This is a genomic window from Pseudoxanthomonas sp. CCNWLW251 (genome assembly GCF_037402255.1).
GTDB lineage: Bacteria > Pseudomonadota > Gammaproteobacteria > Xanthomonadales > Xanthomonadaceae > Pseudoxanthomonas_A.
In genome coordinates this window covers 402,363-417,536 of the sequence record NZ_JBBEGA010000001.1, presented here as the reverse complement: position 1 = coordinate 417,536, position 15,174 = coordinate 402,363, and the positions used below count along the sequence as shown (strand labels likewise).

12 protein-coding genes are annotated in these 15,174 nt (G+C 68.9%); 6 read left to right on the top strand and 6 right to left on the bottom strand.

The window, feature by feature from the left end:
• Positions 1-69 precede the first annotated feature (69 nt).
• A complete protein-coding gene (locus WBN46_RS01885; RefSeq protein WP_337730085.1) occupies positions 70-2,976 on the top strand; it encodes an EAL domain-containing protein in 2,907 nt (968 codons plus the stop codon).
• Positions 2,977-3,003: 27 nt separating this feature from the next.
• On the opposite strand, the gene WBN46_RS01880 is transcribed toward WBN46_RS01885, so the two are convergent.
• The 4 genes from WBN46_RS01880 to xseA all read right to left on the bottom strand — a co-directional run bounded on the left by WBN46_RS01880 (position 3,004) and on the right by xseA (position 7,136).
• Complete coding sequence (locus tag WBN46_RS01880; protein ID WP_337730084.1) at positions 3,004-3,387, bottom strand: hypothetical protein; 384 nt, start codon at positions 3,385-3,387, stop codon at positions 3,004-3,006.
• Positions 3,388-3,453: 66 nt separating this feature from the next.
• Positions 3,454-5,238: a VWA domain-containing protein gene (locus WBN46_RS01875; protein ID WP_337730083.1), complete on the bottom strand. Its 1,785-nt coding sequence runs from the start codon at positions 5,236-5,238 to the stop codon at positions 3,454-3,456.
• 84 nt (positions 5,239-5,322) lie between these two features.
• Positions 5,323-5,667 (bottom strand): ribonuclease E inhibitor RraB, encoded by a 345-nt coding sequence (locus tag WBN46_RS01870; RefSeq protein ID WP_192200851.1) that lies wholly within the window; start codon positions 5,665-5,667, stop codon positions 5,323-5,325.
• A 140-nt stretch (positions 5,668-5,807) separates the two neighbouring features.
• Entirely contained in the window at positions 5,808-7,136 is a 1,329-nt protein-coding gene (gene xseA / locus WBN46_RS01865; RefSeq protein WP_337730082.1) for an exodeoxyribonuclease VII large subunit, read from the bottom strand.
• Between the two features lie 118 nt (positions 7,137-7,254).
• Here xseA and WBN46_RS01860 point away from each other — a divergent pair, with 118 nt between their 5' ends.
• From WBN46_RS01860 to WBN46_RS01845, 4 genes are all read left to right on the top strand, one after another.
• Positions 7,255-8,541, top strand: a complete 1,287-nt coding sequence (locus WBN46_RS01860) for a hypothetical protein (protein ID WP_337730081.1) — start codon at positions 7,255-7,257, stop codon at positions 8,539-8,541.
• Positions 8,542-8,633: 92 nt separating this feature from the next.
• Complete coding sequence (locus tag WBN46_RS01855; protein ID WP_337730080.1) at positions 8,634-9,002, top strand: DUF2946 family protein; 369 nt, start codon at positions 8,634-8,636, stop codon at positions 9,000-9,002.
• Positions 9,003-9,064: 62 nt separating this feature from the next.
• Positions 9,065-11,266 carry a TonB-dependent receptor gene (locus WBN46_RS01850; RefSeq protein ID WP_337730079.1) on the top strand — a complete coding sequence of 734 codons (2,202 nt, stop codon included), beginning with the start codon at positions 9,065-9,067 and terminating at the stop codon, positions 11,264-11,266.
• 72 nt (positions 11,267-11,338) lie between these two features.
• Positions 11,339-12,004, top strand: a complete 666-nt coding sequence (locus WBN46_RS01845; RefSeq protein WP_337730078.1) for a hypothetical protein — start codon at positions 11,339-11,341, stop codon at positions 12,002-12,004.
• Positions 12,005-12,007: 3 nt separating this feature from the next.
• Here the strand turns inward: WBN46_RS01845 and WBN46_RS01840 are convergent, their stop codons facing one another.
• Entirely contained in the window at positions 12,008-12,559 is a 552-nt protein-coding gene (locus WBN46_RS01840; RefSeq protein WP_337730077.1) for a response regulator transcription factor, read from the bottom strand.
• A 10-nt stretch (positions 12,560-12,569) separates the two neighbouring features.
• Positions 12,570-13,808 carry an ATP-binding protein gene (locus tag WBN46_RS01835; protein ID WP_337730076.1) on the bottom strand — a complete coding sequence of 413 codons (1,239 nt, stop codon included), beginning with the start codon at positions 13,806-13,808 and terminating at the stop codon, positions 12,570-12,572.
• 98 nt (positions 13,809-13,906) lie between these two features.
• Between WBN46_RS01835 and ispG the strand changes: the two genes are divergently transcribed.
• Positions 13,907-15,172 (top strand): flavodoxin-dependent (E)-4-hydroxy-3-methylbut-2-enyl-diphosphate synthase, encoded by a 1,266-nt coding sequence (gene ispG, locus WBN46_RS01830; protein ID WP_337730075.1) that lies wholly within the window; start codon positions 13,907-13,909, stop codon positions 15,170-15,172.
• The last annotated feature ends 2 nt before the right edge of the window (positions 15,173-15,174 follow it).

Below are 15,174 nucleotides of genomic sequence, written 5' to 3'. Positions count from 1 at the left end.
GGTCTCAGGCGGTATGCTCGCTGCGGGGGACCTCCAGACACCACGCACCGACTCGTTCGGGACAAGGGCATGCCTACGCCATCGATCAGCGCCGACAACCCGGCCAGCGCAGACGCCTCGCCGGCGGACCGGATTGCGTCGATCCTGCGTGGGCTGCTGCCGGCCGGTGCTGAACTCGCGATCAGCTGGCGCGACTGGGCGTTGGGCAACGACAGCGGTGCCACGCCGGCTGCATCCGGTGCGCTGAAGCGCCGCGCCGAGCATGCGCTGGCCGAAGCGCAGGTGGAGCACGATGGTCCTGCGCAGCGCACATATGCGTGGGACAACGCCGATGGCACTGCGCGCGTTGCGCTGGCACTGGCATTGCCGCACCCGCTGGCCCCGCCCGAGGAGGATGCCTGGCTGGCGCTGGCCCGCACGCTGCTGGTGACATCGCTGGATGCCGCGCGCGCGCAGGCGCGCATCGTTTCGCTGGAAAAATCCAAACGGCTGCAGCAGGCGCTCTACGAGATCGCCGACCTGGCCGGTGCCGATCTCGAGATGCCGGAGATGCTCCGCCGCATCCACGCGGTGGTGAACTCGCTGATGTATGCCGAGAACTGCTACATCGTGCTGTACGACGACCAGCGCCGCTCGGTCCGCTTCCTGTACTTCGCCGACCAGCGCGATCCCTATGTCGCCGAACCCGAGCGCGAATTCGGCGAAGAGGAAATGGCCAACAGCATGACCTTCGCGCTGTTGCGTCACGGCCAGCCGCTGCGCGGGCCTTCGGCCGTCATCCGGCAGAAGCTGGGCGTGATGCGCGATCCCTCGCATGGCCCGGACAGCCTGGACTGGCTGGGTGTGCCGATGCGCCGGGACGACCGGGTCTGCGGCGCCATCGTCGTGCAGAGCTACGACGCGCCGGCGAGTTATGCCGACGAGGATCGCGCGCTGCTGGGCTATGTGGCGCAGCACATCCTGACCGCGCTGGACCGCAAGCACGCGCACGTGGAACTGGAACACCGCGTGGCGGTGCGTACGCACGAACTGCAGCGCGCCAACCGCGAGCTGCAGGCCGAGATCATGGAGCGCAAGCGCGCGGAGAAACTGCAGCGCGCATTGTTCCGCATCACCGACCTGGCCATCACCTCGGAAAGCCTGGAGCGTTTCTACGCCGATGTGCACGTGGTGGTGGATGAGCTGATCAACGCGCGCAATTTCTACATCGCGCTCATTTCGGACGATGGCGAGCAACTGGGCTTCCCGTATTCGATCGACGAGCGCGACCCGATGCGCAAGTCGCGGCGCTTGACCAACGGGTTGACCGAGTACGTCATCGCCACCGGGCGGCCGCTGCTGGCCGACCGCGAGGTGATCGGCCAACTGGCGGAGCAGGGCAAGCTCCTGCAGCACGGCCCACCCGCCTACAGCTGGCTCGGCGTGCCGCTGTTCCGCGGCGAAGACGTGGTCGGCACGGTGGTGGTGCAGAGCTACACCGAAGAAGTGAAGTTCACGTCGCACGACCAGAACCTGTTGACCTTTGTCGCGCACCACATCGGCAACGGTCTGGACAGGCAGCGCGCGCAGGAGCGCCTGCGCAGCGCGCACGCGGAACTGGAGCGCAGGGTCGACGAGCGCACTCGCGAGCTTGCCGAAGCGAACCACCAGTTGCGTGCGCAGATCGGCGAGCGCCTGCGCGCCGAACAGCAGCTGACGTACCAGGCGACGCACGACGCCCTCACCGGACTGCCCAACCGCCCACACCTGCTGGATAGGCTGTCGGCCGCCATCGAACGCGCGCGCCATGGCGATGGCCAAGCCTTCGCGGTGCTGTTCCTCGACCTGGACCGGTTCAAGCTGGTCAACGACAGCATGGGGCACGCGGCCGGCGATGAACTGCTGGTGGAAGTCGCGCGCCGCATCATCATGAGCGTGCGCGACGATGATGTGGTCTCGCGCCTCGGTGGCGACGAATTTGCATTGCTGGTCGAGTACGCGGACGGCGTGGAGAACGTGCGCGACTTTGCCCAGCGCCTGTTGGCGTTGCTGGGGCGGCCGATGTGGGTGGCGGGGCGCGAGCTGTTTCCCTCCGCCAGCCTGGGCATCGCCATCTGGCACCCGCGTTACCGGAACGGCGAGGAATTGCTGCGCGATGCCGACGCTGCGATGTACCGCGCCAAGGAACAGGGGCGCGACCGTTGCGCCATGTTCGACGAGGCCATGCGCGAGGCGGCGATGCAGAGCCTGGACCTGGAGGCCGACCTGCGCCGCGCGATCAACCATCGCGACTTCCTGCCGTTCTACCAGCCCATCCGCCGCATGGACGACGGGCGCGTGATCGGGCATGAGGCGCTGCTGCGCTGGCAGCACGAACGGCGCGGGCTGCTGCTGCCGGCGGAGTTCATCGGGCTGGGCGAGGACAGCGGGCTGATCGAACAGGTCGACTGGCTGCTGTACGAGCAGGTGGTGCGCCAGATTTCTCGTGGCGTGGAGGGCTACATCTCGGTCAACGTGTCGCCGCGGCATTTCCGTTCGCCCGATTTCGGCGACCGGCTGCTGGCGATGTTCGAGGCGCACGGCGCGGATCCCGCGCGGTTGCGGCTGGAGATCACCGAGGTGGCGCTGCTCGATGATGCGCCACGCACGTTGCGCATCCTGCGCACGCTGCGGCAACACGGCATCCTGGCGCAACTCGATGACTTCGGCACCGGCTTCTCCGCGTTGTCGTACCTGCACCGCTTCCCGATCTCGGTACTCAAGATCGACCGCAGTTTTGTCTCCGGGCTGGGCAGCGAAGCCCGGCCGGAAAGCCTGGCGCTGGTGCGCGCGATCCTGGCGCTGGCAGGTACGCTGGGCATCGAGACCATTGCCGAGGGTGTTGAAACCGAAGAGCAGCGCCAGTCGTTGATCGAACTGGGCTGCCTGCTCGGCCAGGGCTACCTGCTGGGACGGCCGGCAGCGCAGATGGAGGCGGTGGCGGCCGACGTCGCCTGAGTCCTGAGGTTCGCTGCACACACCGCGTTAGCGGATGTGGATGGGTTCGTTGTCTCTCGGCTGCACCTGGCCCGACGAATGGACTTTCCCGTCGGCGGATACCTCCCGCCAGTTCACCCAGAAGTCACCGACACAGAGTCGCCTGAAGGCCACGCTGGCGGCGCCATGCGCCGGGACCTCGATCTGCTGCAGCGATGAGAAGTAGGGAGGGACGGTGGTGCCGTAGAGGGGAGCGTCGAAGTCCCGGGGCGACGGAGCGGCCAGCGCGCGGTCCGCATAGAAGCTCTTCAGCGATACGGCGACCGCATCGGCACGGTGGTTCACCACGACGATGCGGATGCCACAGCTGTCAGCGAACGCAGGCATGGGAGCCAGCAGCAGGCACGACAGCAACAGAGTGAGGCGCTTCATGGCGAGGCCCGCTTCGTGAGTAGGGACTGGGGCCGGGGCCGATCCTTCGGCCCCGGTTTCATGCATTCAGTCGCCCGCAATGGCGGGTGCGTCGTCCTGCACGGCCACCAGCCGATGTGCCTGGTCGATCATCCCCACGAATTCCGCTTTCAGGCCATGCGGGTCGGGGCCCGTCGCGCCGCGCGCGGTGCGCGCCACGTCGTTCCAGCTCCAGCCATCGATACGCTGTCCGCCACGCAGCAGATCGGCATAGGCCGCTACCGCGCTGGCGAAGCGGAAGGCATTGCTCGGCTGGGGGGTCAGCGACGTGCTTGCGATCGGCGTCTCGATCAGGCGGCTGCTGTCCTGGCCCGGCAGCTTGTACCGCAAGCGCACATGCGCGACCTCGTTGGTGGAGGCACCGGCGGCGACCTGCTTGCCGCCGTAACGCAGCGCGGGCAGGCGCTCGGCACCGCTGTCGACCGGCGTGATCTCGTACAGCGCCGTGACTTCGTGGCCCGCGCCGATGTCGCCGGCATCCACCTTGTCGTTGGCGAAGTCCTCGTTGGCGAGCACGCGGTTCTCGTAGCCGATCAGACGATATTCCGAGACGACGGCGGGGTTGAATTCCACCTGGATCTTCACGTCGCGGGCGATGGTCAGCAGGGTGGATTGCATTTCATCCACCAGCACCTTGCGGCCTTCCTGCAGCGTGTCGATGTAGGCATGGTTGCCGTCGCCGACATCGGCCAGGCGTTCGGCCATCGCATCGTTGTAGTTGCCGGTGCCGAAGCCAAGGGTGGTCAGCGCGATGCCGGACTTGCGCTGGTCGGCGACCATGGTCTCCAGGGCATCCTGGCTGACCGTGCCCACGTTGAAGTCGCCATCGGTCGCCAGGATGACGCGGTTCACGCCGTCCTTGATGTAGGCCTGCTTCGCCATCGCATATGCCAGCCGGATGCCGTCGCCGCCGTTGGTGCTGCCGCCGGCCTGCAGGCGGTCCAGCGAGGCAAGGATCTCGTCGTGCCGGTCGCCCGGCGTGGGTGGCAGCACCAGGCCGGCCGATCCGGCGTACACCACGATGCTGACGCGGTCCTGCCTGCGCAACTGCGGGACCAGCTGGGCGAAGGACTGCTTCAGCAGCGGCAGTTTGTCCGGCGACTCCATCGAGCCGGAGGTGTCGAGCAGGAACACCAGATTGGCCGGCGGCAACGTGGCCTTCGGCACGTCGTAGCCCTTGATGCCCACCATCAGTACCTGGCGCTTCGCGTTCCAGGGTGCCGGGGCGAGCTCGGTGGTCACGTTGAAGGGACGGCTGCGATCGCTGGGTGCGGCATGACCGTAGCGGAAATAGTTGATGAATTCCTCCGCACGCACGGCGTCGGCAGGCGGCCGCTGGCCTTCGCGCAGCATGCGGCGCACGTTGCTGTAGCTGCCGGTGTCCACATCCACGGAGAAGGTGGAGACAGGTTCATCCAGCGTCCGGCGCACAGGGTTGTCGTCGCGCTCGGCATACTTCTCGGTGTTGGCAGGTTGCGCCTGCGGCGGCGGGATCATGCCGCCCACCAGGTTCGCGCTGCGATACGCGACCGTCGCCGGCGCGGGTGGCGGTGGTGGCGCATGGGCATGGATCGGAGCTGCTGCTTTCGCCTGCCGGGCCTCCAGGCGTTGGCCCGTCACAACGATGCTGTCCAGCGTGGACCGCTCGCGCCGCAGGGCCTCGGTACTGGCGGCATCAGCGGCAGCCTCCGCCGCCGCGTAGGCGTCGGAGGGAGCGACCTCCGCGTCGGATGCGGGGTGTGCAGGAGGGCGGGATTGGCAGGCGGCCAGGACAGCGACGGCCAGCAGGGTGACGGTCAGACGGTGCGACATGGCGTGACTCCGTGTGTGGGACAGGGAGTCGAACGCACGGGGCCTGCGAGTGGGGTTGATCGCATTGCCACCCGGCGGGTGCCGCTACTCGATCACGCCGACATCCATGCCGTCATAGGCATCCAGGCCGTGCTCGTCGGCGAAGCGGTACAGCGCCTGGTTGCGCTGGTCCAGGCTGTCGGGTGTGTGGATCTCGGTCTTCTCGACGTGCAGCCACCAGAGGTCGGGATCCTTGCGATTGTCCTTGTCTTCCAGGTACAGCGCGATCACGCGGTACCCCTGTTCCTGCAGCAACGGGACCACGGCTTCCAGCGCCGGCCGCGTGCCGTGGGTGAAGAAGTAGCCCCATACCATCGGCTTGCTGAGATCCCATGGCGTTTCCCTGGCCATGTTGTCGAACATTTCGACAAGTTGTTCGCGGGTGATCATCTATTGCTCCTGGTGATGGGGACGTGTGGGGGACAGCGGAGGGCGAGCGCCGTTGTGCCGGTCTTGCCACTGCCGTATCCGGAGGTTGTCTCATGGACGTCGGCGAAGGCGCACGGCGCGATGCGGGTGCGGTGGCGCGCTCATTCCGCCCTGAGTTTCAATGTTCCATCGCCCAGTCGTGCATCGACCCTGTCGCCGGGACGCACCTGCGTCACCGAACGCACCAGCGTGCCATCTTCCTTCGTCACCAGCGCATAACCACGGGCGACAGTCGCGAGCGGGCTGATGGCTTCCAGTGAACGGGCCAGGCCACGCAGGCGCAGTGCCTCGCGTTGCAGCGTGCGCGCGACAGCGGCCTGGGGGCGCGGGGCGAGGGCGAGCAGGCGCGCGCGCACCTGTTCCAGTCGGCGCTGCGGTGCATGGGCACGCAGGACCGCGGCCGCGTGACGAACCGCGGCCGCGCGACGCGCCTGCTGGTCTCGCCACAGGGCATGCAGGCGGCGGGCGGCGTCTTCCTGCCGGCGTCGGAGCATTTCCAACCGCGCCTGCGGACGCAGCGCATTGAGACGCAGCGCGGCGCGGTCGGCGCGCTGCATGGCGTTGCGCAGCCTGTGTGTCTGGGTGGTGGCGAGCCGGCGCTGCAGCGCGTGTACGCGCGTCACCAGGTCGCGCCGGTCCGGTACCAGCAGCTCCGCCGCGACCGACGGCGTCGGCGCGCGCAGATCGGCGGCGAAATCGGCGAGGGTGAAGTCGGTCTCGTGGCCGACGGCGGACACGACGGGGACGGGCGAGGCGGCGATGGCGCGCGCCAGGCGCTCGTCATTGAAGGCCCACAGGTCTTCGAGCGATCCACCGCCACGGGTGACCAGCAGCACGTCATAACGGCCACCACGCGCCGCTCGCTGCAACACGTCGACGATCTGTGCGGCCGCCGTCTCGCCCTGCACCTGCACGGGCAGCACGTCGACTTCCAGCAGCGGGAAGCGGCGCTGCAACACGCTCAGTACATCGCGCACTGCAGCGCCGGTCGGCGAGGTCAGTATGCCCAGCCGCCGAACGTGCGAGGGCAGGGGACGCTTGCGCGCATCGTCGAACAGGCCTTCCGCCGCGAGCCTGGCCTTCAGTTCATCGAACGCGCGCCGCAACGCGCCTTCGCCGGCTTCCTCCAGGCTGTCGATCACCAGCTGGTAGTCGCCGCGCGCTTCGTACAGGGTCAGCCGGCCCCGCGCCAGCAGGCGCAGACCCTCGCGCGGGGCGAACTTCAGCCATTGGCTCTTGGGCTTGAACATGGCGCAGCGCACCTGCGCGCGCGCGTCCTTCAGGGTGAAGTACAGGTGGCCCGAGGCCGGACGGGTGACGTTGCCCAGTTCGCCTTCCACCCACACCAGCGGAAACGCGCCTTCCAGCAGGTCGCGGGCCAGGGTGTTCAATTGGGTGGGCGTAAGGACGTCGCGGGCAGTGTCGGTCATGCGGGAAGGATAAACGGTGGCGGTCTCATCGCCGCGAAGAGGTGCGACAGGTGGTCGCAGCCGCAGGGGTGGGTTCCATGATGGAATGACTGCGTCCCACCGCCCTGGAGTCTTCCGCATGCGCCGTTTCCCCTGGCCCCGCGCCTCCGTGCCGATCATGCTGGCGATGCTAGCGGCGTGCGCTCCCGCTGATCAGGCGCCGTCCGCGGCGCGCACCGGGCCTGTCTCCGTGGTGAAGACGATGGACATGCCGGCGCCGTCCGTCGCCGCGCAGCCCGACCTGATGGCGACGCCCGACGGTGCCCTGCTGCTGAGCTGGGTGGAGCCGATGGACGAGGCGGGTCACCGCCTGCGCTTCAGCCGCCTGGCTGCGGGCGCGCAGGGATGGGATGCGCCGCGCACGATCGCGGAAGGGACCGGCTGGTTCGTCAACTGGGCGGACACGCCGCACATCTACGCCATGCCGGATGGCTCGCTGTGGGCGCATTGGTTGAGAAGCACCGGACCGGCGCGCATGGACTACGGCATCGACCTGGTGCGCTCCGGCGACGGGGGCGCGACGTGGAGCGCGCCGCAACTGGTGCATCCGTCCGGCACGCCGGGTGACCATGGCTTCGTGACGTTCTGGCCGCAGGCGCGCGACCGGCTGGGCATCGCCTGGCTGGACAGTCGGCAGAAGGCCGCCGACGGCGCGCACGCGCATCACGATGACGGCCACCATGGTGCCGGCGCCCCGATGATGCTGCGTGCCGCGCTCTACGATGCGGAGGCGAAGCAGGGGGCCGAGTGGCCGCTGGATACGTCGACCTGTGATTGCTGCACCACGTCTTCCGCCATGACCGATCGTGGCGCCGTGGTCGTCTACCGCGGACGGGGCGAGGGCGAGATCCGCGATACGCGCATCGTCCGTTTCGATGGCGAGCGCTGGACCACGCCGCGCGACGTGCATGCGGATGGCTGGCAGATCGCCGGGTGCCCGGTGAATGGCCCGGTGGTCGTCGCCGAGGGCGACACGGTCTGGGTGGCCTGGTACACGGAGGCGGACGGCATGCCCGAGTTGCGCGCGGCGCGTTCGCAGGATGCCGGCGACAGCTTCGATGCGCCCGTGACGCTGGCGAAGGGCATGCAGGTGCTCGGGCGGTTGGGGCTCGCGCGCGGCGACGGCCATCTGGTGGTGGCCTGGCTCGAACAGTCGCCGGACGAGCAGCAGGTGCTGGTGCTCGCACGGCATGACGAGCGTTGGGGCCAGGCGCAGCGTACCGAGGTCGCCAGGCTGTCCGCGCGCGGCCGCGCAAGCGGCATCCCGCGCGTGCAGTGGCATGCCGGTGCGGCATGGCTGGCATGGACCGACGTCGATGGCGACGCGCCGCGGATGAAAGGCGCGCGCGTGACGTTCACGCGTTGATCCGGGGTGCGGCATTCCGTCGCACCTGACCCCTCCGTGTCGCTGCGTCTAGAATGCCGCCCGTGATCCGATCGCGCGCCTTGCTCCGACCGATGCTGCAGCTGGCCTTGCTGGCCGCGCTGCTGATGGCGTTCGCGCCGTCCGTCACGCGATGGGTGAGCGACACGGGCTCGCAGGTGTTGGCCGGGTGGACCGAACTGTGCACCACCGGTGGCATCAAATGGGTCGATACCCGCGCCGGATCACCGATGGAGGAATCGCCGTCGCCGGCCGGCATGCCGATGGGCGCCGATTGCGCGTACTGCATGCTGGCCGCCGCATTGCCGCTGTTGCTGCTCTGCATCGCCTTGCTCTTCCCGCGTCTCTCCGGAGACGTCATCGCAAGCGTCGTAACGCTTCCTCGCACGAGGCGCCTGCGCCTGCGCGGCCTGGGCGGACAAGGGCCGCCCGTCCTGCTCTGAACCACAAGACCTCCCGTTGATCGTGCGGCCCGTGCGCCGCGTCCTTGTGCTTTGGAGTTTCCATGTCCCTGTCTTCCTGCGCGGCGCTGCGTGCGTCGCGCCTGTCCGTGGCCGTCCTGGCGGCCCTGTCGTTTCCGGTCGTTGTACATGCCGCCGAGCGCATCACGTTGCCCGATGGTTCCCGTGCCACCCAGCTCGATGCCGTCGAGGTCAAGGGCCACGCGGTGGAACTCGACAAGGCCGCCGGCGCCGGCACGCGCCTGGCGTTGAGCGTCATGCAGACACCGGCGTCGATCACGGTGATCGACCGCGAAACACTCGACGCACGCGGCGTGCGTACTACCCAGGAAGCGCTGTCGGGCATCCCCGGGTTGACCGTCGCCTCGCCGCCGGGCAACGGCAATGCGGTGACGTATCGCGGCTTTTCCGGCAGCCAGATCACCCAGCTGTTCAACGGCATCGATGTGCAGTACGCCAGCATCGCGGCGCGTCCCGTGGATGCGTGGCAGTACGAGCGGGTGGAGGCGATCGGTGGTCCGTCGAGCTTCCTGTACGGTGCCGGCGCAGTCGGTGGCACGATCAACTACGTCACCCGGCTGGCGCGGCTGGACCGCGATGAAGCAGCCATGCAGGCATCGTGGGGGTCTTTCCGCGACGGCACGCTGGCGATGGGTGCCAACCTGCGCGTCGGCGGCAACGACGCCCTGCAGGCGGTCCGGCTGGATGCCAGCGCGCGCGACGCGGAAAGCGGGATCGATGGCCAGGTGCGCGAAGCATCGGCGATGGCGGCGTCCTGGCTGGTGCAGCTGGCCCCCACGCTTCGCCACACGCTTGCGGTGGAATACCAGCAGGAGGACAACCGTCGTCCCTACTGGGGCACGCCCGTGCGCCAGCCAGCGACCGGCCGCCTGTCGGTGCTGCCGGAAACGGTCGGGCGCAACTACAACGTCGCCGACGGCTACTACGGACAGGACGTGCTGTGGGCGCGCTCGCTGCTGGAATGGACACCGGGTGAGCGCGACACCGTGCGCAACACCATCTACCACTACGACGCACTGCGCGATTACCGCAACGTCGAAAGCTACCGCCTGACCGCCGGCAACGAGGGCGTCATCCGTTCCGGCACGTTGCTGCAGCGTCACGACCAGCAGGTCCATGGCAACCGGCTGGAGTGGAGCCACGAGGGCGCCTTGTTCGGCCTGCCGACGCAATGGGCCACCGGCCTGGACATCAGCTACAACCGGCAGACGCGCTTTCCGCTGTCGCTGTCGGCCACGGTGGACACCGTGTCGCTCGACGCGGTGACGCCGGGTCGCTTCCTCGACGTGCCCGGGACGGCGATCGTCTACACGCCCGACCGCACCAACCGGCTGCGCACGCAGGCGGTGTACGTGGAAAACCTGACCGAATTGACCCCGTCGCTGTCGTGGCTGACCGGGCTGCGCCACGACCGCATCGTGCTGGACGTGGTCAACCACCGCACGGTCTCGGCCAGCAATCCCGCGCGCTTCGAACGCGAGTACACGCCCACGACCGGGCGTGTGGCACTGAACTGGACCATCGCGCCGCAGGCGAACGTCTACATGCAATACAGCACGGCGGCCGATCCGCCGGCCGGCATCCTCAGCACCGCCAATTTCGCCACCCTGCGGGACTTCGACCTGACCACGGGAAGGCAGGTCGAAATCGGAACGAAACTGCAGTCGCAGGACGGACGCAGTTTCGCCACGCTGGCCGCGTATAGCATCGTGCGCCGCAATCTCGCGATCACCGATCCCGCCAATCCGGGCCAGACGCTGCCGGTGGGCCAGCAGTCGGCGCGCGGCATCGAGGCAAGTTTCGGCTGGCGTCCGCAGGCATCGCTGAACATCGAAGGCAACCTGGCCTGGGTGGACGCCACGCTGGACGACTTCTACGAGAACGTCGGCGGCGTTCCGGTCTCGCGCGCCGGCCGCCGGCCGACCAACACGCCCTCGCGCGTCGGCAACCTGTGGGTGGATTACCGCGTCGGCCCGCGCTGGTCGGCGGGCGTGGACGTGCGCGGCGTCTCGTCCCGCTACGCGAACGCCGCCAACACGCTGTCCACCGCCGGCTACGCGACATGGGGCGCGCACGTGGGCTTCAGATGGAACGACACCACCGAGCTGACCGTGCGCGGCCGCAATCTCGGCGACCGCACCTACGTGGTGTACGCGCTGGGCGGCACGATGGCGTACCTCGGCGATCCGCGCAGTTGGGACGTGGTGCTGCGCAGGACATTCTGATCTCGAGCGTCATCACGGCGACGGGTACGGTTTTCGGTAAGGTGGCGTCCGGTTGCACGGGAGGCACAGCGCATGCGCGGTCTCGACTTCAGTTCGTGGCAGGGCCTGCTGACAACGCTGGCGGGGTTGGCGCTGATCACGGTGATCGGCGTTGGCATCCGGCTGTTGGTCATGCAGACAGTGCAGGAGCGGCGTGCGCGCGAGAACCGCCAGATCAACGAGCGCCTGCGCACGCTGATCGCGGCCTACAAGGTGCTGGGCGGCTCGTTCACCGGCGCGCTGGAGGTCGACCCGCGCCACCTGCGCGACCTGCGCGTGCAGGCGCGCGAAACCGGCGCCGACGGGGTCGACGAAGGCAGCGACCGGCCCCGGCGCATCCGCGACGCGGTGGAAGCCGCGTTGTCGGACATCATCCTGCTGGGCACCGATGAGCAGGTGCGTCTGGCCGCGCAGGCCGCCCATGATCTCGCGGCGGGACGGCCCATCCACACCGATGCGCTGGTGGTGTCCCTGCGCGACTTCATCCGCAGCGTGCTCGACTTGGAGCCGGTCCCGTCTTCGTTGTCGATTCCGCGGCAAGGCCCGGCGCGACCGGCCGCCTCGAAAGGCAAGGGCGAGGGCGCGAAAGGCGAGGGGCGGCAGGGCGGTGGTGCCGGGATGGGCGCGGCCGGCCTGGGTGCCGGTGCGGGCATGGGCGCTGGCGCGGCGATCGAGCCGGACCGCGACCCGCCGCGCTGACGGCTACTCGTCGATCCAGCGCCGCTCCGGCCCCGGCCGCTTTGCCAGCTTGCGCTGCAGCGAACGGCGATGCATGCCCAGCAGGCGCGCAGCGGCGGAGATGTTGCCTTCGGTTTCGGCCAGCGCCTGCTGGATGTGTTCCCACTCCAGCCGGCTGAGCGGTGTCATGGTGTCGTCGGTCGCGCTGCTGTCTTCCGCTGCGGCAGGGGCTTCCAGCCCCAACGCACGCAGGATGGTCGGCACCGTCGCCGGTTTCGGGAGGTAGTCGTCGGCGCCGCGCTTGATGGATTCCACGGCAGTGGCCACGCTCGCATACCCGGTGACCAGCAGGATCTGCATGTCGGCGCGCAACGCGCGCAGCGGTTCGATCAGGGCCAGGCCGGAATCGCTGCCCAGCTTCAGGTCGACCAGGGCGAAATCGGGCAGGCACTCGCGCGCGCGCGCCAGCGCACTGGCGGCGTCCAGTGCGATCTCGGTCTCGATGCCCTTGCGCGCCAGGCTGCGCTGCAGCGTGCGCGCGTAGAGTTCGTCGTCGTCGACCAGCAGGCCTTTCATCGGATGTCTCTCATGGGGATGTCTCGTCATTGCCCGCCACGGGCAGGCGGAACTGCACCTGCACGCCCTTGGGCGGCACGGCGCGCATGGTCATGCGCCCGCCGAGCCGCTCGATGGTGGCATGCGACAGGGCCAGGCCCACGCCCATGCCTTCGGGCTTGCTGGTGCGGAAGAGTTGCTCGGACTGGAATGGCAGCGCTTCGTGGAAACCGTTGCCGTAATCGCGCACGGTGCCGACCAGCTCATCGCCTTCGCAGCGCAGGTCCAGGTCCACGCGCTGCGACCCGGCCTGGCGGCTGGCGTCCGCCGCATTGTTGAGCAGTGCCTGCAGCAGGTGGCCGGTGGACGCGTCGGTCGCCAGCCACGGCGGCAGTGCGCCGGTTCGCTGCAGTTCGATCGTCGGCCGGACCAGTTGCCAGCGCTGCACCACCTCGTCCAGGTCGACGCGCTGGCGCACGCCCATGTCGGCCGAGGCGGCGAGCGCGCGTACGCGGTCGCGGCACAGGTCGATCAGCTGGCGCATGGTGCCCGCGTCCTCGCGGATGTCGGGTTCGCTCGCGTGCTCGCGGATGTCCTCGGTCAGCAGCGTCATCGTCGCCAGCGGGGTATTGAGTTCATGCGCCACGGCGGCGGCGTGCGTGGCAAGGGCGACGATGCCTTCGTTGCGTGCGAAGCGTTCGCGCAGGCGGGCCAGTTCCTGCTCGCGCAGGCGCAGCGCGGCGACCAGCCGGGTGGAGAAATACAGCACCACGCCGGCCGACAACACGAAGTTCACCGCCATGCCCCACAGGTGCACGTTGAAGTTGTCGCCATGCAGGTGCGGCAGCGGCCGGCCGAACACGGCGGTCAGGATGTAGCCCAGCAGGCAGGCCACGCCGGTAGCCAGCACCCAGCGCAATGGCAGCGCCAGTGCGGACACCGCGATCAGCAGCAGGAACATCGAACTGAAGGGATTGCCGATGCCGCCGCTCCAGGCGACGAGCCAGGACAGCACGGCCACGTCCACCAGCATGTGCGCGAAGGCCTCGGCCGGCGTCTCTTGGCCGGGACGGCGGCTGCGCCAGGTGGCGTAGACGTTGAACAGCGCCAGCGCCCCGATGCCGGCCCACAGGGGCCAGCGCGGCAGGTCGATGTCCAGCAGGCCCAGCGCCACCAGCACCGTCACCGCCTGGCCCACGATGGCCACCCAGCGCAGGTTGCACAGGGTGCGCAGGAACGACGGCGTCAGCGTGAAGACGGTATTCGGCATCGCTACATGCTAGAGCAAGCGCGCGGACGGGGCCTGCGGCATGGCGTCGCAGGGCGGCGGCTGCCGGCCCGGGCAGGCAGCCACGCTACAATGCCGGCATGCACGACGCCGTCACCCGCCCCACGCCCCCCACCGACGCCGCGCCCTGGCCGCGCCGCATCACCCAAGCCGTCCGGATCGGCAACGCCACCGTCGGCGGCGGCCATCCGGTGGTGGTGCAGTCGATGACCAACACCGACACCGCCGACATCGCCGGCAGCGTGAAGCAGGTGGCGGAACTCTGGCGCGCCGGCTCGGAAATGGTCCGCCTGACCGTCAACAACCCCGAATCCGCCGCCGCCATCCCGCGCATCCGCGAGAAGCTGGAGATGATGGGCGTGTCGGTGCCGTTGATCGGCGACTTCCACTACAACGGCCACCAGTTGCTGGCGGGCGAACCGGCCTGCGCCGAGGCGCTGGCCAAGTACCGCATCAACCCGGGCAACGTCGGCTTCGGCAAGAAGCGCGACACCCAGTTCGCGCAGCTGATCGAATTCGCCATCCGCTACGGCAAGCCGGTACGCATCGGTGCCAACTGGGGTTCGCTGGACCAGGCCCTGGCGGCGCAGCTGATGGACGAAAACCATACGCGCGAAATCCCGTGGGACGCCGGCCGCGTGCTGCGCGAGGCGCTGATCCGCTCGGCGGTGGATTCGGCCGAGCGCGCGGTCGAGATCGGCCTGCCGCGCGACCGCATCGTGCTGTCGGCCAAGGTCAGCGGCGTGCAGGAACTGATCGCCGTCTACCGCGACATGGCCAGCCGCACCGACTTCGCCCTGCACCTGGGCCTGACCGAGGCCGGCATCGGCAGCAAGGGCATCGTCGCCTCGAGCGCCGCGCTGGCGGTGCTGCTGCAGGAAGGCATCGGCGACACCATCCGCATCTCGCTGACGCCGGAACCCGGCCAGTCCCGCACGCAGGAAGTCATCGTGGCGCAGGAACTGCTGCAGACCACCGGCCTGCGCGCGTTCACGCCGATGGTCACCGCGTGTCCCGGCTGCGGCCGCACCACCTCCGAGTTCTTCCAGGAACTGGCCAAGGTCGTGCAGGAACACGTGCGCGGCAAGATGCCCGAATGGAAGGTCACCCATCCCGGCGCCGAGAACATGACGCTGGCGGTGATGGGCTGCGTGGTCAACGGGCCGGGCGAATCGCGCCACGCCAATATCGGCATCTCGCTGCCGGGCACGGGCGAGGCGCCGGCGGCGCCGGTGTTCGTCGATGGCGAGAAGAAGATCACCTTGCGTGGCGAGAACATCGCACATGAGTTCGTCGCGCTGATCGATGACTACGTCGAGGCCAAGTACGCGCGTGCTGCCGGCTGACA